This window comes from Enterobacter cloacae complex sp. ECL352, from assembly GCF_020149545.1.
In the GTDB taxonomy this organism is placed as follows: domain Bacteria; phylum Pseudomonadota; class Gammaproteobacteria; order Enterobacterales; family Enterobacteriaceae; genus Enterobacter; species Enterobacter asburiae_B.
The window spans coordinates 196219-217886 of the sequence record NZ_CP083709.1; the positions used below are offsets into that span (position 1 = coordinate 196219).

A 21668-nucleotide genomic window follows, 5' to 3' on the forward strand; every position below is an offset into this window, starting at 1 on the left:
CCCCGCTACAATGCCCACCTCGAAACAATTAGCGTCAGGTGGGTAAAAGCCGCAATGGGAAAAACAGAAATAATACTCACCTTAATTATTTTACTCCTTATTATATTTGGCTTCTGGTTTATTTTTAGCGGTGAGATCTGGTATCTCGTCGAGTTTCTGGAAAATAGCCTTTACCCGACCTTCGACGCACCGTAACGCACGTTTAATCACTTGTTTCACCTACCGAATATGTCAGGTATCTGCTTCCCTTACAGCCGCGTAAAATACGCGGCGTTATCCTCCAACAACGTTGATAACGAATCACTTATTCATTTGCTTATGTTGCCCGTGCTCTGACGGGCTTTTTTATTTCCGGCAATTCAGCCACTCCAGGCTATATCTTAATCATCTTTATTGATAGAGGTGAGGAAAGATGAGCAAGAAGATCCTGATGCTGGTTGGCGATTACGCCGAAGATTACGAAACCATGGTGCCTTTTCAGGCGTTGCAGATGATTGGTCATCAGGTGGATGCGGTCTGCCCCGACAAACCGAAGGGCGACTACATCATGACGGCAATCCATGACTTTGACGGCGCCCAGACCTACAGCGAAAAGCCCGGTCACCGCTTTACCCTCAACGCCGATTTTTCAGCCGTAAAGGAGCAGGACTACGACGCGCTGCTCATCCCCGGCGGGAGAGCGCCCGAGTATCTGCGGTTAAATGAGGACGTCTTAAAGCTGGTACAGGCATTTGACGCCGCGCGTAAGCCGATTGCCGCAGTGTGCCACGGCCCACAGCTGCTTGCTGCCGCGGGCATTCTGAAAGGACGAACCTGTAGCGCCTACCCGGCCTGCGCGCCTGAAGTCCGTCTCAGCGGCGGACACTACGCCGCTATCGGCATCGATCAGGCCCATGTAGACGGTAACCTGGTGACGGCTCCCGCCTGGCCCGCGCATCCGCAGTGGCTGGCGAAGTTTAATGCGCTGTTAGAATAACAGAGACCCGGTATCGGGCCACGCATAGCGAATGAAGCGGTACCGCGAATTGCAGGCCTGGCGCGAGAATGCGCCAGGCCTCATAAAACATCAGTGCTTCTCGATATACATCGTCCGGCTATACGCCACGTCTTCCGGGTTATTGATGGGGTAGCCTTTCACCCAGGGCTTAATCAGGCGACCATTGGTGTACTGGTAAATGGGCGCGATGGGCGCTTTCTCCAGGAGGATTTTCTCCGCCATGTTGTAGTCCGTATTACGCGCTTTCGCCGTGGTTTCCAGCGTCGCCTGGTGGATAATTTTATCGTAGGCCGGCTCATTGAAACGCGAGATATTGCCGCTGTGGGTGGAGGTCAGCAGGGACAGGAAGGTCGACGGCTCATTGTAATCGCCTACCCATGACGCGCGGATCACATCAAAATTGCCGGTATTACGGCTGTCGATATAGGTTTTCCACTCCTGGTTTTGCAGTTTGACGTCCACACCGAGATTTTTCTTCCACATGGACGCCACCGCAATGGCGATTTTCTGGTGGTTTTCCGAGGTGTTGTACAGCAGGGTCAACTTCAGCGGACGCTGCGGGCCGTAACCTGCGGCCTGGAGCAAGGTTTTCGCCTGAGCGTTCAGCTCCTGCTGGGACATCTGCTCGAACGGTGAAGGCTCAGGGGTGAACCCCGCCGTCACGTCAGGGGTGAAATGCCAGGCCGGCTTCTCGCCTGTACCTAATACCTTTTCCGCCATAATGCGGCGATCGATAGTCATGCTCAGCGCAAGACGCACCCGGGCATCGGCCGTCGGGCCCTTTTGCGTGTTAAATGCGTAGTAATAGGTCCCGAGCTGAGGCGGCGTATACACCTGTCCCGGAATGTCCTTCAGGAGCTTCTGATACATGTTTTTCGGGAACGATTCAGTGATATCAATATCCCCCGCCAGATAGCGCTTAGTGGCGGAGGATTCCTGATTAATCGGAATGAAGGTCACTTTTTGCAGGACAGTTTTCGCGTTGTCCCAGTAGTGCGTATTCGGCACGACAACCAGTTTTTCATTCACCACCCGGTCGTTCAGGACGTACGCGCCGTTACCCACCAGAGCGCCCGGACGCGTCCACTCTTTCCCGCTTTCAACGTTCGCTTTTTGCACCGGATAGAAGGCAAAGTTCGCCGTCAGGTTGCTAAACCACGGGAGCGGTTTGTCCAGCTGGACGCGTAAGGTTCTGGCATCCACCGCCGTCACGCCCAGGGTATCTGGCGCCGCTTTGCCATCGATAATGGCCTGCGCGTTGTTGATGCCTGCCAGCGCCGCAAACCAGGCAAACGGAGACGTGGTTTTCGGGTCAACCAGACGCTGCCAGCTGTAGACAAAATCCTGCGCGGTAACGGGCGTACCGTCAGACCATTTCGCGTTATCGCGCAGGATGAACGTCCAGATACGGTTATCGTTGCTCTGCCAGCGCGTCGCCACGCCGGGGGTCAGCTCCCCTTTCTCGTTCTGATTCACCAGCCCTTCGAAAAGATCGCGAATTACCTGAATCTCGGGTAATCCCACCGCTTTTGCCGGATCGAGCGAAGCCGGCTCGTCTTTAATATGCCTGACCAGCTCCTGTTTTTGCGCCAGTACCGTGCCCTGGGGCACATCAGCAGCGTACGAGAGTGTAGAGAGTCCGCACAGGTACAGTGCAGCGCAGAGACGCGAAACAGGATGCTTCATAAGATCCCCTTTGATGAATTCAGGTAACAAGCAGATGCGTAATTATTTGTTTCGAAACAGAGAAATGCAAATACCTTACGCCTGAATAGTGATTTAAGGCAATTCTCAAGCGTTACGGAAACTATTTGATTAACAGCGGGTTTTGCACAACACTGCCAGTAGAGACTTCTTTATCAGGATTTCGTATGGCAATCACCCGACCACGAGCGGAGCGCGGGGCCTTTCCGCCGGGCGCTGAGCAATATGGCCGCTCATTTTTAGGCGCATCGCTGATCTGGTTCCCGGCGCCCGATGCCGATCGCAGCAGCGGTTTGATCATTGCCGGCACGCACGGAGACGAGAACTCGTCCATCGTCACGCTTTCCTGCGCGCTGCGGACGCTGACGCCTTCATTGCGCCGTCACCACGTGATTCTTGCCGTCAATCCGGACGGCTGTCAGCTTGGATTACGGGCGAATGCGAGGGGCGTTGACCTGAACCGTAATTTCCCGGCGGCAAACTGGCGCGCCGGAGAAACGGTTTATCGCTGGAACAGCTCCGCCGAGGAGCGGGACGTGGTGCTGCTGACGGGAGACAAGCCCGGCTCGGAGCCGGAAACGCAGGCGCTGTGCCAGCTTATCCATAAGATCCACCCCGCCTGGGTTGTCTCCTTCCACGATCCGCTGGCCTGCATTGAAGATCCGCGTCACTCCGACCTGGGCGCGTGGCTGGCGCAGGCTTTCGCCCTGCCGCTCGTCACCAGCGTGGGCTATGAAACACCCGGATCGTTCGGTAGCTGGTGCGCCGATTTGAGCCTGCCCTGCATCACCGCTGAATTCCCGCCAATTTCCTCCGACGAAGCCAGCGAAAAATACTTAAACGCGATGATGGAGCTACTGCGCTGGCAGCCTCAAAGATGAAGCACGCCGCTGGTAAAATTAAGCGCCGGTGAAACGTCAACCGCCAGCCACGTCGGGCCGTCCAGATCGGCGAAACGGACCTGATTGACCAGCGGCAGCGCCGCGCCGATCGCCCGGGATGTGCAGAGCATGCACCCCAGCATCAGGGAAAAGCCCTGCGCCTGCGCTTCCGCCGCCAGGGCCAGCGCTTCTGTCAGCCCGCCGGTCTTGTCGAGCTTGATATTGACCATCTCATAGCTGCCCTTAAGCGCGCTCAAATTCTCGCGGGTATGACAGCTTTCATCCGCACAGACGGGCAGCGGATGGATAAAATTCTTCAGCGCCGCATCATCCTTCGCTGGCAGAGGCTGTTCCAGCATCGCTACGCCCAGGTCAGCCAGCAGCTGGCATCGCGCGGCAAGCCCCTCGGGATGCCACGACTCGTTGGCGTCAACAATCAGCGTGGCCGAGGGAACCGCCGAGCGAATGGCGACCATCCGCTCGCTGATCAGGCGATCGTCGAGCTTCACTTTTAACAGCGTGGCCCCGGCGTCAAAGAGCGCTTTTGCGCTGGCAGCCATCTGCTCCGGCTCACCAATCACGACCGTTTGCGCCGTCACGACGGACTCCGGCAGCGATACCCCCAGCAAGGACGTCAGCGATTGTTCCTGCCTGGCGGCCTCAAGGCTCCAGAGCGCACAGTCGATGGCGTTGCGCGCTGCCCCGGCGGGTAAACGCTGCTGTAACGCCTCGCGCGTGAGCCCTTTTTGCAGGTCAGGCACCAGGGTCATAATATGCGCCATCACCAACGCAGGACTTTCTCCATAGCGCGGGTAAGGCGTACATTCCCCAACGCCTTTAACCCCCTCTTCTTCAATTTCAACCACGACCACGCTGGCTTCACTTCGACTGCCGCGGGAGATCACAAACGGGGTATGCAATGGCCAGGCTTCTTCATAGACCTTAACGCTTCTCATCACTGACTCCTTGCGGTCCGGAAAGGCGAAAAATTTGGTTTGCCGTGTTATCCGCTGATGGCATACACTAGCCCCGACGTTAACTATATGTAAACAGGAAGATATCTATGTCACAACTCGTTCATTTCCAGGGCAACCCGGTTGCTGTTGCAGGTTCCATTCCGCAGGCTGGCAGCAAAGCGCAGGCTTTTACTCTGGTGGCTAAAGATCTGTCTGACGTCACACTGGCTCAGTTTGCGGGTAAACGCAAAGTACTGAACATTTTCCCAAGCATTGATACCGGCGTTTGTGCCGCGTCCGTGCGTAAATTCAACCAGCTGGCGACTGAAATGGACAACACCGTTGTGCTGTGCATTTCCGCTGACCTGCCGTTTGCCCAGTCCCGTTTCTGCGGTGCCGAAGGCCTGAGCAACGTTATTACCCTCTCCACCCTGCGCAGCGCAGATTTCCTCGAGAAATACGGCGTCAGCATCGCGGAAGGCCCACTGAAAGGTCTGGCAGCACGTGCCGTACTGGTTCTGGATGAAAACGACACCGTTGTCTTCAGCGAACTGGTTAACGAAATCACCACCGAGCCGGACTACACTGCCGCGCTGGACGTGCTGAAAGCATAATAAGTACTTAGCATTCTATACAACTTATTCTCAACCTCGCCGCGGCGAGGTTTTTTATTATATTAAAGCTGAATCGTTAAAGCACAAATGTTCACAAATCACATTAATCATGCAATAAAAACGTCGACGAGTAACATTAACGTGATCGATAACGCATAATAATCGTTAAAATTCCTTATTTTCATCCCCAGTGAAGCACATCACATTTCCCTTTTTGCCTAAACATTAGATTTGCTTACGAAAGAAAATAATCGTTTCAGCAAAAAGGATAAAATATGAAGATTAAATTCGCTTTTACGCTCCTTGCGGTACTGATTTCTGGCCATGCAGCGGCCAAAACCTGGGTGCTGACAAGCGCTGAAAGCAGCGTAGAGAAAGGAAACTGGAAGATTTCCAGCGATGAGCTGAAAGTTAAAGACCGGACGTTCAGCATTGAGCAAAAAGTCTTACACGGTGGTAAACAGGAAGGCAGCAAAGTCATCATAATCAGCAGTAAAGACGGCCTGACGATTACCCTGAGCCCGACCCGCGGGATGAATCTTCTGCACGTAGAAGGGTTTGGCACCCGACTGGGGTGGAATTCGCCCGTTAAAGAGGTCGTTAATCCGGCATATATCAATCTTGAGAGCCGCAACGGTCTCGGCTGGCTGGATGGTTTCAACGAGATGATGGTGCGCTGTGGCTATGAGTGGACAGGACATCCGGTCACCGCTGACGGGCAAATTTACACCCTGCACGGCAGGGCCGGTAATACCCCCGTTTCGCAGGTCGAGGTTGAAATCGCCGATGCCGCCCCGCATGAGATCCGCGTTCGGGGTTTGATCAAAGAGAGCACGTTTAAAAAATCGGATCTGCAAACCATGACCGAACTGCGCTACGTTCCCGGAACCAACCAGTTCAGTCTGCATGATGTTCTGACCAACCATGCGGATTACCCTCATGATTACCAAATCATCTATCACAGCAACTTCGGCACGCCGATCCTCGAAGAAGGCGCCCGTTTCCTTGCGCCGGCGGCGAGCGTGAGCCCGTTCAATGACTACGCCAAGGCGGGCGTTAACGACTGGCAAACCTATGCCGGGCCGACAAAAGGCTTTGATGAGATGGTCTTTAACATTAAACCGCTCTCGGACAATAACCACGAAACGCTTGCGGCGGTGGTCAATAAAGCCGGAGATAAAGGCGCGTCAATCCAGTTTGATACCCGCCAGCTGCCCGTGCTGACCTTATGGAAGAACACCGATACCCTGAAACAGGGCTACGTCACGGGCATTGAGCCGGGCACCAGCTACGCCTACCCCGTTACGATTGAACGCGAGCAGAAGCGGGTTAAGCAGCTGCAGCCCGGTGCCAGCGCGCAGTTTGACCTGACCTATACCCTGCTGCACAGCCCGCAGCAGGTGAAAGAGGTCGAAAACAGGATTGCATCGATTCAGGGAGAGACAAAAACAGACATCGTTAACACGCCGATGGCGAAGGAATAAACGCAAAGTAAAAAGCCTCTTTACAGAGGCTTTTTGTTATTCGTCGCCTTTCTTATGATTCAACCCATACTCACGCAGCTTGTTCGCGATCGCGGTATGCGAGACGCCAAGGCGTTTTGCCAGCTTGCGGGTGCTGGGATAGCTGCGGTACAGCTGCGTCAGCACTGAACGCTCAAAACGGCTGGTAATATCGTCCAGCGAACCTTCCATCGCCTCTTCGCCAACCGATACCGTCCCCGCGTCGTAATCAGGCAACAGAATATCCTGCGGACGCAGTTCATAGCCTTCCAGCTGGGTCAGCGCACGATAAACGGCGTTTTTAAGCTGGCGAATGTTGCCCGGCCAGCCGTAGCGCATGAGCACCGTGCCGAGATCGGCAGACAGCTTCGGACGCGGCACCCCCTGCTCGTCGGCAAAGCGGGCGACGAACAGCTCCGTGAGCGGCATGATGTCCTGCGGGCAATCGCGCAGCGGGGGAATATTCAGCGTCAGGACGTTGAGGCGGTAATAGAGATCCTCGCGGAAGATCCCCTTTTGCACCAGTTCCACCAGGTTTTTCTGGGTGGCGCAAATGACGCGCACGTCCACATGCACTTCGTGATCCTCACCGACGCGGCGGAAGGTTCCGTCGTTCAGGAAACGCAGCAGCTTAGCCTGCATGCGCGGCGACATTTCGCCGATTTCGTCCAGCAGCACGGAGCCGCCGTTAGCCTGCTCGAAGAACCCTTTCTTGCCTTCCGGCGCGTGGCCAAACAGCTCGCTTTCAACGGCGTCTTCCGGAATAGAGGCGCAGTTAAGTGCCAGATAAGGCTTAGCCGCACGCGGGCTCGCCAGATGCACGGCGTGAGCCAGCAGGTCTTTCCCGGTGCCGGTATCCCCGGTAATCAGCAGCGGCGCGGTCAGGCTTGCAAGCTTGCGCGCCTGGTCAACCACATGGCGCATTTTCGGGCTGACGGCAATAATCTGGCTGAACGCGCCAACATCCTGGCTGGAAATGTTCTGAAGCTGGCGACCCATGCGTAACGTCGAGCGCAGCATGATCACCGCCCCGGTCAACACGCGGGTATTCCCTTCCCCTTTCAGATAGACCGGCGTGATCTCCATCAGGAAATTCTGCCCGTTAATCACCACATGCTCGCTAAGCGTGTTCTGCGGATTGCTGTCCAGCCAGCGCTGGAAGTTAAAGCCGGGGATCAGCTGCGCGGCGTTATGATTGCTGAGCTTCTCCTGGCTCTGCGCGAAAAGCTGGCAGCTCGCGTGGTTAACGCGCTCAACTTTGCTTTTCAAATCCAGGGAGAGGAACGGCTCAGGCATCGCTTCCAGCAGCGCGCTCAGCGCCAGGTGCTCACGCTCAGAGGGCATCCAGGGAATGGTGCGTACATCCGTAACGCCAGCGATACGGCGGATTTCCGCCATCAGGCTGCTGAAGGTATTAAATTCAATTTCGGCAAAATTGAGGTAAATTCGCCCGACAGGATCGATCTCAATGCCACGTAAATCAATGCTACGTAAAACAAGAAGATCGAGTAACTCGCGGGTCAGACCGAGACGGTCTTCACAGAAGACTTCAAGACGCATGGGAAATTCACCGTTTTAAGCCAATAACAATAAAATGATATGCCAGAACACGGTGATCGGGAAGATGGCTGTCAACAAATATTGACAGCCAGCACGATAAGTGAACAAAACCTCACGGAGCCGGTTTTTTATTGAGCGTCTCTTTGAGCTGGCCGATCAGCTCGCGCCTGAAATCCCCCAGCCGGGGCTTATCGCCATCAATCCACGGCAGCGGACGGCAGACTTCCATCGCTTTAATCCCCAAACGCGCGGTCAATAATCCCGCGCCGATACCCTGCGCGGCACGAGCGGAAAGACGCGCCGCCAGATCCTGCGACATCCAGTCCATTCCGACTTCGCGCACCAGTTCACTCGCCCCGGCAAACGCGATATTGAGCAGGACCAGCTTGAACAGCCGGAGTCGACTGTAGTAACCCAGCTCTATGCCGTAAAGGTTCGCGATACGGTTGATCAGGCGCAGGTTACGCCAGGCGATAAAGGCCATATCGACCAGCGCCAGCGGGCTGACGGCAATCATCAGGGTGGATTCCGCCGCAGAACGGCTGATCTCGCGTCGCGCCTGGGCATCCAGCACCGGCTGAACCATATGGGAGTAGAGCGTCACCACTTCCCGGTCATTCTGGGTTTCATGGATGGCGGCATACCAGCGCTGAAGCGCCGGATGCGACTGATCGATTCCGGCCTGGCTGGCCAGCTTTTCACAGAACGCGCGGCCTTTGCCGGTGCCGTGGCTGTGGAGCAGATCCCGCGCCTCATCACGCTCGTGCGCGCGCTGGCGCAAACGCCAGAGCCGCCGCCACTCGGTGGCAACCGACCCGATACCCGCTCCCACAATCAGCGCGCCCGCGGCACATCCGCCCAGCGCGACCCAGTCCTGAGTTTGCCAGGCATTCATCGTCCACTGCGCGCCCTGCCCAACCACGCTTACGCCAAACAGCGCCAGACCGGCGGTGACCATCCTGCGCCACAGGCTGCGTTTTGGACGCAGGGCGGCTTCCACAACGGCCTCAGCAGGACCTTCCTCGACGCCGGGCTCCTCGGTCAGGGCCGGGGCAAAGTTATCAGCCTGCGTGCCGCTGAACGTCTGCGCGGTTTTAAACGCCTCCTGAGGATCCTGCTCAAGCGTTCCGGTAAAGTCTATGCGCGGTTTTAACGGTTCCGTCATCGCAATTTATCTCCAATCAAAAACTCCAGCGCCGCATCCAGACGGATGTGTGGTAATGGCCGATCGACGCTCATTGCCTGCGGGCGGAAGGCTTCAAACTGGAAGCCCTGATTCTGCCAGAAGGCCTGGCCCGGCAGCCGCGCAGGCACTTCGCCCGGATACACGGTAAGCGGTTCACCGTCGCTGAGCCGGTTCCCGCGTAATGCCGGTATTTTCTCGCCGTTAAGATCAATCAGCCCGCTTTGCGTTGCCTGTACGGACGCAAGCCCAAGGCAATCCATGCCGATCCCTTCGAAGGCGGCGTTTTGCCAGGCGTCCTGCACCAGCTGCTGCAGAAGCGATACCATATTGGCATGCTGGTCGACCGTGACGTGATCGGCCTTGGTGGCCGCAAAGAGCAGTTTATCGATCACCGGTGAGAACAGACGGCGAAACAGCGTCCGCTGCCCGTAGTGAAAACTTTGCATCAGCTGCGTCAGCGCCAGGCGCATATCGTTGAAGGCCTGCGGCCCGCTGTTGAGCGGCTGCAGACAATCCACCAGCACAATCTGGCGGTCAAATCGCAAGAAATGGTTTTTATAGAATCCCTTGACCACTTTTTCACAGTAGTAATTGTAACGCTCGCGCAGCATCCCGGCGTTAGTGTGCCTGTCGGCCTGCGCCAGCTTCGACTCGCCCACCCCGTCCACGTCCGGCCAGGGGAAGAACTGAAGCGCAGGCGCGCCCGCTAAATCACCCGGCAGGACAAAGCGACCCGGCTGAATGAAGTGCAACCCTTCCTGCTTGCACTGGTGCAGATACGCCGTCCAGGCTTCGGCAATGGCCGCCAGACGGTTTTCATCGGCCGGCGCAAGCGGGTCCAGGCCTTCGCACAGCTGTCGCCATTTGGCCGACCACCCGGCGCGCTGCCCCTGCAACAAGCCCGTCATCTGGCGGGACCAGCTGAGGTAATCCTGCGCCAGCATCGGCAGGTCGAGCAACCATTCACCGGGGTAATCGACGATTTCAAGGTACAGCGTAGAAGTATCCTTGAAGTGGCGCATCAGGGATTCATTCGAGCGAAAGCGGAGCGCGAGGCGAATTTCACTCACCCCTCGCGTCGGCGTCGGCCACGTGGGCGGATCGCCATAGAGCTGCGCCAGCCCTTCGTCATAGGTAAAACGTGGAATCCCAAAATCACGCTGAGGAACGCGCTTCACGCCCAGCAGGCGTTCTTCCCGCACCGCGCTGAGCAGCGGAAGACGCGCCCCGGCGTGCAGGTTCAGGAGCTGGTTTACCATCGCGGTGATAAACGCCGTCTTACCGCTGCGGCTCAGCCCCGTCACGGCCAGACGCAGATGACGGTCAACGCCGCGGTTCACCAGTGAATTAATTTCGTTTTTAAGTCGCTTCATCGCCGTCCTTCGTTGCCTGGAAGCCTTGAATGCATGGCTTCAGAATACAATAAATGGGGGCAGATCGTTGATTATCAATTCTTATTTATTGCTATTGCCGTTTTCTCTCCAGTAAGATGAACGGCATTGCTGTCAGTCCGGAGTGAGTAAGGTGTATGTCACCCACCATCTATGATATCGCACGGGTTGCGGGCGTATCGAAATCAACCGTTTCCCGCGTTCTGAATAAACAAACGAATATTTCTCCCGAAGCGCGTGAAAAAGTGCTGAAGGCGATTGACGAATTAAATTATCAGCCCAACAAACTGGCCCGTGCCCTGACCTCTTCAGGCTTCGATGCCATTATGGTTATTTCAACCCGATCAACCAAAACCACTGCCGGAAATCCTTTTTTCTCCGATGTCCTTCATGCCATTACGGCAAAAGCGGAAGAAGAAGGATTTGACGTTATTTTACAAACGTCAAAAAGCAGCGAAGACGATCTGCTGAAATGCGTGAGTAAAATAAAACAGAAGATGATCAAAGGGATCATTATGCTGAGCTCACCGGCAAATGAATCCTTTTTCACCACGCTGGATGCGTATGGCGTACCGGTGGTGGTTATCGGTAAAGTGGAAGGTGAGTATCAAAATATCTATTCCGTCGACACGGATAATTTCCATGACAGCGCCACGCTGACCGAAACCTTTATTAAAAACGGACGCCGTAAAATTGCCTGTCTGCATGCCCCGCTTGATTATCATGTTTCGATCGATCGCCTTGCGGGCTATAAAGCCAGTCTGGAAAAACACCATATTGCCCTTAACCCGGTCTGGATCAGGGATGGCGGTTATACTCATGAGAGTGCGCTTACGGCAGCGCTGGAATTGTTGTCTTCACCCACGCCGCCTGATGCAGTATTCGCTACCGACAGCATGAAGTTACTTAGCCTCTATCGCGCGGCGGATGAGTTGAACCTGATGCTCCCGGAGCAGGTGGTGATAGCCGGATACAGTGACCCGATGCTGTCTCTCATTTTAACGCCCGCACCTGGCGGCTTTGATATCCCCACCCGAAAGCTGGGGGAAGAGAGCTGCGATCTTCTTTTCAGGCGTATTGCGGGTCAGCCCGCCCCGCAAAAAGTGCTGGTTGATACCCACTTTTTGTTGGCTGCTTCCCTTCGCTAAAACCAGGGGCGTATTGCCCCTGGCGTGCAGTCGGTCAGAACGCGTAGTTTACGCCAACCCCCGCATAGTGGAAGCGGTCGCTCTCGCCTTCATCGTGGTTTTCCCACTCATAGGCGTATTCCAGCGTCATGGATAAACCATTATTGAAATCGTAAGCGTAGAGGAGACCGAGTCGGTTGAAATCGTGTCCTTCACGCTCAGGATCGTCCTGCCAGTCCCAGTTCGACCAGCGATCGAGCCCCAGGCGGGTATAAGGCGTTAAGGTGGTCTGGCCTAACGAAATGGGCAGATAGGCACGAATTTCCTGAGTAGAAAACTCGCCGTTATTACGGGAACTGTCCATATTGAAGCCGCGCTCTAAATAATAATTCACTTTAGCCGCAAAGGTTTCGTTAATGGTCCAGGTAAAGCCCGTTTCGGTTTCAACGCGGCTGTCAGCATAGCCGGTTTTTTGCAGATCGTTAGCAAACTGATACATGGCAAACCAGCCGCCAAAACGCCAGTCGTCGGTTAATTTAATATCCCAGTCAGGCTGAACTTTGTAGCGCTGCATATTAGCGCTGCCGTCTTTGGCACCGTGCTCATCTTTAAAGTGATAACCATAATTACGGAAACCGCCGGTCAGACCGAAGGTGAAATTATCGGTTCCGATAAAGCGATAGCGTAATTGAAATTCAGGACGATCGAAATAGGTTCCACGGGTCATACTGCTGTAATCAACCGGCCCCTCCTGATACATTGCCAGCGAAATAGTCCACGCATCCCAGGTTGCATTAAACCATACGGAAGCTTCATATAATCCATCTTTATCGTCGCCCTGCCCCTCAACGTTTTCGATTTCATACATTGCGCCAATATTAAATTCCCACTGTTTAGCTGCTTCTGATGCTTGTGCACAGCTAACTCCTGCGCACAGAACGAGCGCAGCACTTCTTAGTAGAGTACTCATTTAATTTTCCCTTTATAAGTAACAAACAAAAAAACCGGAAATTTTCATTTCCGGCGAACACCTTTCTTATCTAATAGCCGCTTCGGTTTCAGCGTCGAAGAAATGGCACTTATTCATATCGAACTGGATATTGATATTATCCCCTGCGGCATAATCATTCGCCGCGCCAGCGCGAACCACCAGCTCATGACCGCCAACGGTGGCGTAAAGCATGAATTCCGCGCCGGTCAGTTCGGCTACGCTGACTTTCGCCGCGATATTATTACCACTGCTCTGCAAAGTGAGAATATCTTCCGGGCGGATCCCAAATACCACCGCTTTGCGCTGATACCCTGCGGCATTCAGTGAAGCGAGTTTGTCTTCCGGGATCGCCAGACGCAGCGTTTCCGTGACGAAATAGCGATCGTCGATAGCGCCGCGAATAAAGTTCATGGCTGGCGATCCAATAAACCCAGCAACAAACATGTTTGCCGGTTCGTTGTATACCTGCTTCGGAGCGCCGACCTGCTGAATAATGCCGTCTTTTAAGATCACGATGCGGGTCGCCATCGTCATGGCTTCCGTCTGGTCGTGGGTCACGTAAATCATCGTGGTGTTGAGCTTCTGGTGCAGCTTGCTGATTTCAGCCCGCATCTGCACGCGAAGCTTGGCATCAAGGTTGGAGAGCGGTTCATCCATCAGGAACACACCCGCTTCGCGCACGATCGCCCTGCCCAACGCCACGCGCTGTCGCTGACCGCCGGACAGCGCGCCCGGTTTACGCTTGAGGTACTCGCGTAATCCGAGGATCTGTGCCGCCCAGTTAACGCGCTCGTCGATAACCACAGGCGCAATTTTTTGCATCTTGAGGCCGAACGCCATGTTGTCGTAGACCGTCATATGCGGATAAAGCGCATAGTTCTGGAACACCATCGCGATATCGCGAGACTTGGCGGGCACGTCATTCATGCACACCCCGTCAATAATCAGTTCACCCGCGCTGATCTCCTCCAGACCGGCAATCATGCGCAGCGTCGTGGATTTCCCGCAGCCCGAAGGCCCGACGAAGACGATGAACTCCTTGTCTTCGATTTCGAGACTGAAATCCTTAACCACGTGGACCTGGTTATCATAGATTTTCTGAATGTGTTTCAGGGACAGTTGAGCCATTGTTAATTCCTTATCAATACGTCCGGGATGCCCAAAACTCGGTCAGGCATTTCCAGGTCAGTTCCCGCGTTGAATGAAGTTGTAAACCCGCATGGTTCAGGCCAGATCCAATCCCAACCGATAGCATTCCCGCCGCGTTGATCGCCTCAACGCCTGCAGGTGCATCTTCGATACCTATAGCCGCGTCAGGACGCACATTCAGGCCTGCACAGGCAGCAAGGAAGATCTCCGGGTCTGGCTTTGAACGGCGAATACGGGAAGCATCGGCACAAAAATCGAAGGCCTGATGAATGCCCAGCGCGTGCAGGATCCCCGGGGCATTCAGGGAAACGGAGGCGAGCCCAATTTTGACCTTCGCCGCACGGATATCCGCCAGCACGTCGCGAATACCGGGAAGCAGTGAATCCTCCGTCAGCGACGCCAGAGACTGGACATAGAGCGCGTTCTTTTTCGTCGCCAGCGCGAGGCACTGCTCATGGCTGAACATCTCCTCTTTCCCGCCATGCTTCAGGATGCGCTGCAGGGAATCCATGCGGCTAATGCCCTTCAGCTGTTCGTTAAATACTTCGTCGAAGGTGATGCCGATTTCATCCGCCACTGCACGCCAGGCCAGAAAATGGAGGTGTGCGGTATCGGTGATCACACCGTCCAGATCGAATACAACCGCCTTAAGCGTCATGGCGCCTCTCCTTGGTAGCGGTCCCATTAACAGGTGCAAGAAAATCCTTATAAGCGCAAACTGTCCGCCCCGATACGTGTAGCGTCTTGTCTCACAGCGTCAGCATGGAAGGTGCCGAAGCTTCAATGGTTAACACCTCGTTTTCACAGGTGAAGTGCAGCGTTGCATTTCGCCAGCGCAGCGGGAATGCCAGTCTTCGCCAGTGGGCCGGCAACCTGGGGGAAAGATGCAGCTCCCCATCCACTATCTGCATACCGGCAAAGCCCTGAATGACGCCGGACCAGATAGCGCCGGTCGCAGCGGCGTGAATTCCGTCATCGCAGCTGTGCGGGTCGTCCCCAAGATCGATGGCGACGCCATCGCGCCAGAAGGCGTAGGCACCTTCGACGTCACCACAGCGGGCAGTCACAATGCCGTGAATGGCCTTGCTCAGCGAAGAGTCATGGATCGTGCGGGGCTCATAGAACGCCAGATTGGCGGCACACTGCTGCGGGGTAAACCGCTCCGGCAACAGGTAGGTAAGCATCACCACATCAGCCTGCTTAAGGATCTGCATGTCGTTGACTTCCGCGCGGGAATAATCGAGCAGAATGGTCTGCTTACCCGCTTTGGCTTTGTAGCAGCTGAGATCGATGGCCGGTTTGGCCATGAAGGTATCATCCTGCGGGATCACACCGTCTGAATTGGCCTCCGGCAGCCATAAGCACGTCAGGAACCGTGTCGCTTTCTGCGTAAAACCTTCATCCTCGCGCCCAAACATCGCCATAAACTGGCGAGCGCAGGCGACGTTGTGCCAGGCCAGATAGTTGGTATACGCGTTGTTGTTCACATGCTCGGTGTATTCGTCCGGTCCGATAACGTCATGGATTTCGAGACGACCATTAATTTCCGTCGCGCGGCCCATCCAGAACGCGGCGGTTTCCATCAGCAGCGTCAGACCTTCGTTTCGCATAAAGGCATCATCGTGCGTCGCCTGCCAGTAAGCGACGACGGCCCAGGCAATGTCCGCCACGATGTGGTGTTCCGCCAGCGCGGAGGCCACCTTCTGGCGCGTACCGGTTCGGATGTTGATAGCCGCGAACTCCGGCGTCTCTTCCAGCCCGCTGGCGGCGCTTTCCCATGGGAACAACGCGCCGGGCCAGCCGTTGCGACGGGCTTTTTCCCGCGCCCCGGCCAGGTTGAGCCAACGATAGCGCAGCAGGCTACGGGCGATTTGGGGCCGGGTGAAGAGATGGAAAGGCAGCAGGAAAATTTCGGTATCCCAGAAGACGTGGCCTTTATACCCCTCACCCGTCAGCCCTTTGGCGGCGATACTGCTTCGCTCATCATGGGCTGGCGTCATGGTCGTCAAATGCCAGACGGCGTAATCCAGCGCCATCTGATCCTGATGTTCCGTAGAGTCCACCTCCACCCGAGCGTTACGCCAGACCTCTTGCCAGGCACACGCCGAACTCTCAAGCAACGCGTCGTAGCCTCTTGCCGCACAGACCTTAAGATCGGCCAGCGCGTTGCGGGCAAAAGACGCCTGCGACAGTGCTTTATCGCTGCGATGTGCCACCCAGACGATTTTTTCAAGCGTGACAGTGTCACCCTTAGCGATCGTCAGCGAATGATGAACGCTGAGACGACGATTTTTGGCGGTGAAACAGCTGTCGCTCTTCGCTGAGAGCTGACAATACGCTGAAACAACAATCTCAGACGCGCGGTCCTGCGTTTCATATACGCCCTGCATATATTGCTGGTCGAACACTCTGACCGACACTTCATCCAGATGCTGTCTGCCGCTGTTCGTTTGCGTTGCGTCAATGCCGGTTTGCACCACGGCCTGCGTGGCGGCATCGAGCGGTGTAATCGAAAGCTGCATGGCCACTAAGGGCAACTGGTCTAGCGACACAAAGCGACGGCTCTCCAGACGATAGCGTTTCCCGTCAGGCGAGCGCCAGACGACGCTGCGACGAAGCTCGCCATTAGCAAACGCCAGCTCGCGCCGCCACTCGAGGATTTCGCCTGACAGGAGCGTGAAATTGACGCTATCCAGCTCAACATCAATACCGATGATATCCGGCAGATTGATTAGCTCAGTGGTCTCGTTGCGACCAGCACGATGATAGAGGCCCGCAAGATACATGCCTCTGGTTTGCTGGGTGTAATCTTCTTCGTGCGCAGCCCGGATCCCCATGTAGCCATTACCGCAGGCCATGATGGAGGCGTATTTATTCAGGCTGTGTGGACAAAAGTCCGGGTCGGTTAATACAGACACGTTTAGCATAACGTCACGCTTTCCCCTGTTTCTGCTGATTCATACAGCGCGGCGACGAGCTGCTGGATAACCAGCCCCTGCTCCGCATCAGCGATCATGACGGGTTCTCCCTGCACATGCCGTACGAAGGCATCCATACTGCGCATATGACGCCGATCGTCAGCCTCTTCACGCTGCGTGAGGGTGACTAAAGTACCGGCTTCGTCGTTGTAGATGTGCGCCGGGAACAGCATGGCGCCAGCCTTTTCGCCGCAGAATGCGACGTTCATGATGGATTGTTCACGGATATTGAGCGCAAACGACGTGTCCAGACGCAGAATGCCGCCGTTGCAAAATTCAATGGTGCCAAACAGGGCATCTTCAACGGTAAACTGCGTGGGATCCCACTCGCCAAACTGGCCGCTGCTTTTACGATTTCCCAGCCTCTGGAAGCTGTGTGCCGTCACCTTTTTTACCGCCGGGAACCCCAGCACGTACATCGCGGCATCGAGCATATGGATGCCGATATCAATCAGCGGCCCACCGCCCTGAAGCGTTTTGTTGGTAAAGACGCCCCAGCCGGGAACCCCGCAGCGGCGTAACGCCTGCGCCGTGGTGTAATAAATTTCTCCCAGCGCCCCCTTCATCACAGCTTCACGCAGCAGTTGCGTATCGAGAGCAAAACGATGGTGAAAATCATACGCCAGCACTTTTCCCGCCTTGCGCGCGGCCATGCGCATCCGATCGGCTTCCTGCGGCGTCATAGCTGGCGGTTTTTCACACATCACGTGGCAGCCTGCTTCCAGCGCGGCCATGACGTGCCCGAAATGGAACCGGTTAGGCGAACAGACGCTTACCACATCCGGCTTAACCGCCTCGAGCATCTCTCGCGCATCCTGCCATACCGAGGGAATACCATGACGTTCCGCAAACGCCCGAGCCTGTTCAGGATGGCTGTCCATGACAGCCACCATCTGAACATCACTGCGCGTGGCGTAATACGAGGCATGCACTTTATCCGCGACCTGTCCGGCACCAATGATGGCGACGCGCAGAGGCGAAGGTGTAGAAGCACTCATCACGCTCGACATCCTTAGCATTTACGCAAGTAAGTGAGCGAGTCCCGGTATGCCTGAGCCGGATCCTCGGCGCGAACACGGCACTCATACACCACGTAACCCCGGTAGTTATCCGCACGCAGCTGAGCGAACAGGCTGGCAAAATCGAGGCTGCCGCTGCCCGGCTGGTAGCGGTGGTTATCTGCGATGTGCACATGGCCCAGCAGATCGCGGTGCTGATGCAGCGCATCCGTCAGCGAGTCTTCTTCGATGTTCATATGATAGAAATCGCCGATGATCTGCACGTGCTTCAGGCCGTTCTCTTCGATATAGCGGCGCGCGTCAGCCAGGGTGTTGATCATGTGATCCTGATAGCGGTTCAGCGGCTCCAGATAGACGGTCGTTCCGGTGCGCGCCGCCACCTCATCCAGACAGCGCAGGGAGGCGCTTACGGCTTTGCGGTCACCGTCCAGGCTGCGTGGGGAGGTCATTGGCGGCAGACGGAAGGTAAACATCCCCCAGGCAGCAGGCACGATAATGCCCTTGCCGCCCACTTCCGCCAGCGCTTCCAGGATACGTTCAATCTGCTTTAACCCGTTCAGACGACGTTCTTCGATGAAGTCGCCAATCCAGCCATCGTATCCGCCGCAGGCCGTCGTCACCGGCAGACCGGTGGCCTTAATCGCCGCTTTTACCTCGGCGAGGTTTTCCACCAGCAGCTTGCCGTCAATTTCGTAGCCATCAAAACCCATCGCTTTGATGTACTGAAATTTCTCCATGATACTGACCGGGAAAAAGGCCTGATTTTGTGTTGCGATTTTCATGTTTTGCTTTCCTTAGCTTAAAAAGTGACGCCCATTTTGATGCTCAGTTCCGGGTGCTGATCGACATACTTCATGTAGCTTTCCGGGCTGGTGGTGAAGGTGACGACCGGGTCGATGAGATCTTCACAATTTAGATAGCCGTTCATCAGCAGTTCCCAGCAGGTCTCTTCAATACGTTTACGGTTCCAGCGCGGGTAATCCGGGTTGGGTTCGCTACAGGCGCGGGAGAAGACAATCTTCGCGTTATTGAAATGCGCTTCGCGGCCGAGGTTAAAGCCTTCCGCGAACGGTTTCGCGAAGGCTACGTAGGAGATAGTGCCGCCATAGGCGAGCCCGCGCAGCGCGGACTGCAGCGCATCTGCAAAGCCGCTGGTTTCGATGATCGCGTCCGCGCCCTGCTTCCCGGTCAGCTTTTTGATTTCCAGACCGACATCGGTGCCGATTGGGTTCAGACAGTGGTCTGCCCCATGACGGCGGGCAATCTCACAGCGGTGTTCGATAGGGTCGACGCCGATGACGATTGACGCACCGGCTTTTTTCGCCAGCTGGATCGCAATTTGCCCAATGGCTCCCAGACCGACCACGACAACAAAGTCGCCCACGCGGACGTTGGCATCACGCACGCCGCTCATGGCGAACTGCGCCGGATCGTAGCAAACGGCGTTTTTCCAGGAGGCGCCCTGCGGCATTTTGCGCAGCTTATAGTTATTCACCGCGTTAACGATCACCGTTTCCTGCAGCGGTGCGTAGCAGCAGACGCTGTCGCCGATCTGGTATTCCGTGACGTCAGCACCGCATTCGATAATCTCGCCAACAATCATATTGCCCAGCTGGAACTTACCGAATTCGATCCCGCGGGCCGCCCCCTCTTCACGCGGGGTAAACATCTGCCACTCCGCATTGAACTCTTCATCGATAAACGGACTGGCGGCGCGGAAATCCACCACTTCGGTACCGTGTTTCGGCGCGCCAAAGCGGGCGCGAATTTTCACTTCATGGACGGCAACCGGACGATCTTCATATTCCACCAGCGCCGCTACACGAGGCGCTGTCGCAACTAATTTTTTCATGACTGACTCCTTGTTAAAATTGGCCGCCTCAGCCCTTCACGCCACCGGCGGTCAAACCACTTTTAATAAAACGTTCAGACAGGGCGTACATGATGACAACCGGAAGCGCCGTCACCAGCGATGCCGCCATCATGCGACCCCAGATATAATCTGGCGTGCTAAAGAGCGTGTTCAGCCCAACCGGCAAGGTGAAATGGCTGGCGCTGGACAGGAAAATGGACGCAAACAGATAGTCGTTCCACGCCACCATGAAGCAGTAGACAAACACCGACACGAGCCCGGAAATCGCCAGCGGCACGGTGATGCGAAAGATGATTTGCAGGCGGTTAAGGCCGTCCATCATCGCGGCTTCTTCGATTTCGTCCGGGATGGTGTCGAAATAGCTGCGCAGCATGAACACCGCTGTCGGTAACGTTTGGGTCACCATGGTGATAATCAGCGCCAGCTCGGTGTCGTAGATCCCAAGGGCAGTGATGATTTTGAACAGCGGCACCACCAGCAATATCCCGGAGAACATGTAGACGGTGTAGAAACTCGCATTGATCGTCGTGCGGCCCTTAAAACGCAGTTTGGACAAGGCGTAAGCCCCCAGCGTGCCGAGAAATACGGCAATCACCGAGGAGGTCAGCGACACCATCATGCTGTTTTTGAAATAGTCCACGAACGGGAAAATCAGCGGATTAAAGATGTCGACGTAATGCTGCAGCGTCCACGCCTGCGGCAAAATGGTCGGGTTAAGCGATATCGCCTCTTTCGCACTCTTAAACGACGTCATCAGCATCACGAAGAACGGGAATAGCGTGATGACCAGAAACACCGCCAGCCCGAGATAAAAACCAATACGGCTCAGTGCGCGTTTATTTGTTGCCATTGAGGTTTACCCTTTTTCTGGTCAGCAGAATCACCGCGAAGATGATCACGAACAGCACGACAGAGATCGCCGCTGCCTTACCCAAATCATTGAAAGCGAATGCGGTTTTGTAGAGATAGACGCCCAAAATATCGACCTTGGTCGTCAACAGGTAGACATCCGCAAACATGTAGAACATCCAGATAGTGCGAAGCGTCACCACCGTTGCCAGCACCGGCATAATCGCGGGCAGCGTAACGATTCGAAAACGCTGCCAGGCATTCGCGCCGTCCATTTCCGCCGCTTCATACAGCGACTTATCAATGGTCTGCAAAATCGCGAGGAACGAAATGAACGCGTACGGGAAGTAGCGCCAGATGGCGAACAGCACCACCAGCACAAAGCTGCTGCCAGGATTGTCGAACCACAGGGGTGCCTGGTCATACAGATGCAGCAGGTCAACGCCCAGATAGTTCACAATGCCGTAGCCGTTGTTGAACATGTATTTCCATGCAAACACCAGCGAAATGGACGGGGTGACGTAGGACAAAATCACCAGTGAACGTGCCGTTTTCCGCAGACGGAATTCACGGTTAAAGAAGATCGCCACCGCCAGCCCCAACCCCGTGCTGCCGATCACCACCAGCGCGGTATACCAGAACGTCATCCACAGCGAGTGCCAGAATGCTGCATCACTGAGAATGCGAATGTAATTATCCAGCCCGACAAACACAGCGCTAATGCGCGGGTTAAGCGGCAGACGTAAGAAACTGATTTCAATATTGGAAATCATTGGCCAGGCCACCAGGCCCCCCAGCAAAATCAGGCTGGGGGCCAACAGCAGCATGGCGAAAGGCATATCTGAACGACCAGAAAACAACGTCTTCATAATTTCCTTCCGCAGAGCGCTC

The 21668-nt window shown here is 55.5% G+C and carries 19 protein-coding genes and 1 pseudogene; 6 read left to right on the plus strand and 14 right to left on the minus strand.

The features are described from left to right. Positions 1–54: 54 nt before the first annotated feature. Positions 55–195: an Ecr family regulatory small membrane protein gene (locus LBF07_RS00910; RefSeq protein ID WP_021240268.1), complete on the plus strand. Its 141-nt coding sequence runs from the start codon at positions 55–57 to the stop codon at positions 193–195. A 217-nt stretch (positions 196–412) separates the two neighbouring features. Continuing rightward, the gene (locus LBF07_RS00915) at positions 413–976 is read left to right on the plus strand and encodes a DJ-1/PfpI family protein (protein ID WP_033145709.1); all 564 of its coding nucleotides are present in this window, start codon (positions 413–415) and stop codon (positions 974–976) included. A 90-nt stretch (positions 977–1066) separates the two neighbouring features. Here LBF07_RS00915 and LBF07_RS00920 read toward each other — a convergent pair whose 3' ends face one another. Further along, positions 1067–2683 carry an ABC transporter substrate-binding protein gene (locus LBF07_RS00920; protein WP_094935704.1) on the minus strand — a complete coding sequence of 539 codons (1617 nt, stop codon included), beginning with the start codon at positions 2681–2683 and terminating at the stop codon, positions 1067–1069. A gap of 185 nt (positions 2684–2868) precedes the next feature. Here LBF07_RS00920 and mpaA point away from each other — a divergent pair, with 185 nt between their 5' ends. Further along, positions 2869–3582: a murein tripeptide amidase MpaA gene (gene mpaA, locus LBF07_RS00925; RefSeq protein ID WP_045355868.1), complete on the plus strand. Its 714-nt coding sequence runs from the start codon at positions 2869–2871 to the stop codon at positions 3580–3582. Here the strand turns inward: mpaA and ycjG are convergent. Beyond that, positions 3573–4538, minus strand: a complete 966-nt coding sequence (ycjG, locus tag LBF07_RS00930) for an L-Ala-D/L-Glu epimerase (RefSeq protein ID WP_094935705.1) — start codon at positions 4536–4538, stop codon at positions 3573–3575. The genes mpaA and ycjG overlap by 10 nt on opposite strands. 107 nt (positions 4539–4645) lie before the next feature. Between ycjG and tpx the strand changes: the two genes are divergently transcribed. Beyond that, the gene (gene tpx / locus LBF07_RS00935; RefSeq protein WP_023335907.1) at positions 4646–5152 is read left to right on the plus strand and encodes a thiol peroxidase; all 507 of its coding nucleotides are present in this window, start codon (positions 4646–4648) and stop codon (positions 5150–5152) included. Between the two features lie 275 nt (positions 5153–5427). Beyond that, complete coding sequence (locus LBF07_RS00940; protein ID WP_094935706.1) at positions 5428–6636, plus strand: aldose 1-epimerase family protein; 1209 nt, start codon at positions 5428–5430, stop codon at positions 6634–6636. A gap of 36 nt (positions 6637–6672) precedes the next feature. On the opposite strand, the gene tyrR is transcribed toward LBF07_RS00940, so the two are convergent. The 3 genes from tyrR to LBF07_RS00955 all read right to left on the minus strand — a co-directional run bounded on the left by tyrR (position 6673) and on the right by LBF07_RS00955 (position 10773). Then, on the minus strand, positions 6673–8214 hold the full coding sequence (gene tyrR / locus LBF07_RS00945; protein WP_023335909.1) for a transcriptional regulator TyrR: 1542 nt from the start codon (positions 8212–8214) through the stop codon (positions 6673–6675). 112 nt (positions 8215–8326) lie between these two features. Beyond that, the gene (locus LBF07_RS00950; protein ID WP_058841276.1) at positions 8327–9379 is read right to left on the minus strand and encodes a YcjF family protein; all 1053 of its coding nucleotides are present in this window, start codon (positions 9377–9379) and stop codon (positions 8327–8329) included. Beyond that, the gene (locus LBF07_RS00955; RefSeq protein ID WP_023312030.1) at positions 9376–10773 is read right to left on the minus strand and encodes a YcjX family protein; all 1398 of its coding nucleotides are present in this window, start codon (positions 10771–10773) and stop codon (positions 9376–9378) included. Before LBF07_RS00955 ends, LBF07_RS00950 begins: the two co-directional genes overlap by 4 nt. Before the next feature lie 155 nt (positions 10774–10928). Here LBF07_RS00955 and LBF07_RS00960 point away from each other — a divergent pair, with 155 nt between their 5' ends. Continuing rightward, a complete protein-coding gene (locus LBF07_RS00960) occupies positions 10929–11939 on the plus strand; it encodes a LacI family DNA-binding transcriptional regulator (RefSeq protein WP_094935708.1) in 1011 nt (336 codons plus the stop codon). Between the two features lie 34 nt (positions 11940–11973). On the opposite strand, the gene LBF07_RS00965 is transcribed toward LBF07_RS00960, so the two are convergent. The 9 genes and pseudogenes from LBF07_RS00965 to LBF07_RS01005 all read right to left on the minus strand — a co-directional run bounded on the left by LBF07_RS00965 (position 11974) and on the right by LBF07_RS01005 (position 21646). After that, positions 11974–12888, minus strand: coding sequence for an OmpG family monomeric porin (locus LBF07_RS00965; RefSeq protein WP_094935709.1), 915 nt, complete (start codon positions 12886–12888; stop codon positions 11974–11976). Between the two features lie 66 nt (positions 12889–12954). Next, entirely contained in the window at positions 12955–14037 is a 1083-nt protein-coding gene (locus tag LBF07_RS00970) for an ABC transporter ATP-binding protein (RefSeq protein WP_048979157.1), read from the minus strand. A 13-nt stretch (positions 14038–14050) separates the two neighbouring features. Further along, positions 14051–14716, minus strand: a complete 666-nt coding sequence (pgmB, locus tag LBF07_RS00975; protein ID WP_094935710.1) for a beta-phosphoglucomutase — start codon at positions 14714–14716, stop codon at positions 14051–14053. After that, positions 14706–16985, minus strand: a pseudogene (locus tag LBF07_RS00980) (glycoside hydrolase family 65 protein). Before LBF07_RS00980 ends, pgmB begins: the two are co-directional and overlap by 11 nt. Continuing rightward, positions 16979–18037: a Gfo/Idh/MocA family protein gene (locus LBF07_RS00985; protein WP_094935712.1), complete on the minus strand. Its 1059-nt coding sequence runs from the start codon at positions 18035–18037 to the stop codon at positions 16979–16981. The pseudogene LBF07_RS00980 and the gene LBF07_RS00985 overlap by 7 nt, the downstream one beginning before the upstream one ends. An 11-nt stretch (positions 18038–18048) precedes the next feature. Then, complete coding sequence (locus LBF07_RS00990) at positions 18049–18837, minus strand: sugar phosphate isomerase/epimerase (protein ID WP_094935713.1); 789 nt, start codon at positions 18835–18837, stop codon at positions 18049–18051. A gap of 17 nt (positions 18838–18854) precedes the next feature. After that, entirely contained in the window at positions 18855–19907 is a 1053-nt protein-coding gene (locus LBF07_RS00995; protein WP_094935714.1) for a zinc-binding alcohol dehydrogenase, read from the minus strand. A 28-nt stretch (positions 19908–19935) separates the two neighbouring features. Next, complete coding sequence (locus LBF07_RS01000; RefSeq protein WP_094935715.1) at positions 19936–20778, minus strand: carbohydrate ABC transporter permease; 843 nt, start codon at positions 20776–20778, stop codon at positions 19936–19938. Next, complete coding sequence (locus LBF07_RS01005; RefSeq protein ID WP_023312040.1) at positions 20765–21646, minus strand: carbohydrate ABC transporter permease; 882 nt, start codon at positions 21644–21646, stop codon at positions 20765–20767. The genes LBF07_RS01000 and LBF07_RS01005 overlap by 14 nt, the downstream gene beginning before the upstream one ends. Positions 21647–21668 lie beyond the last annotated feature (22 nt).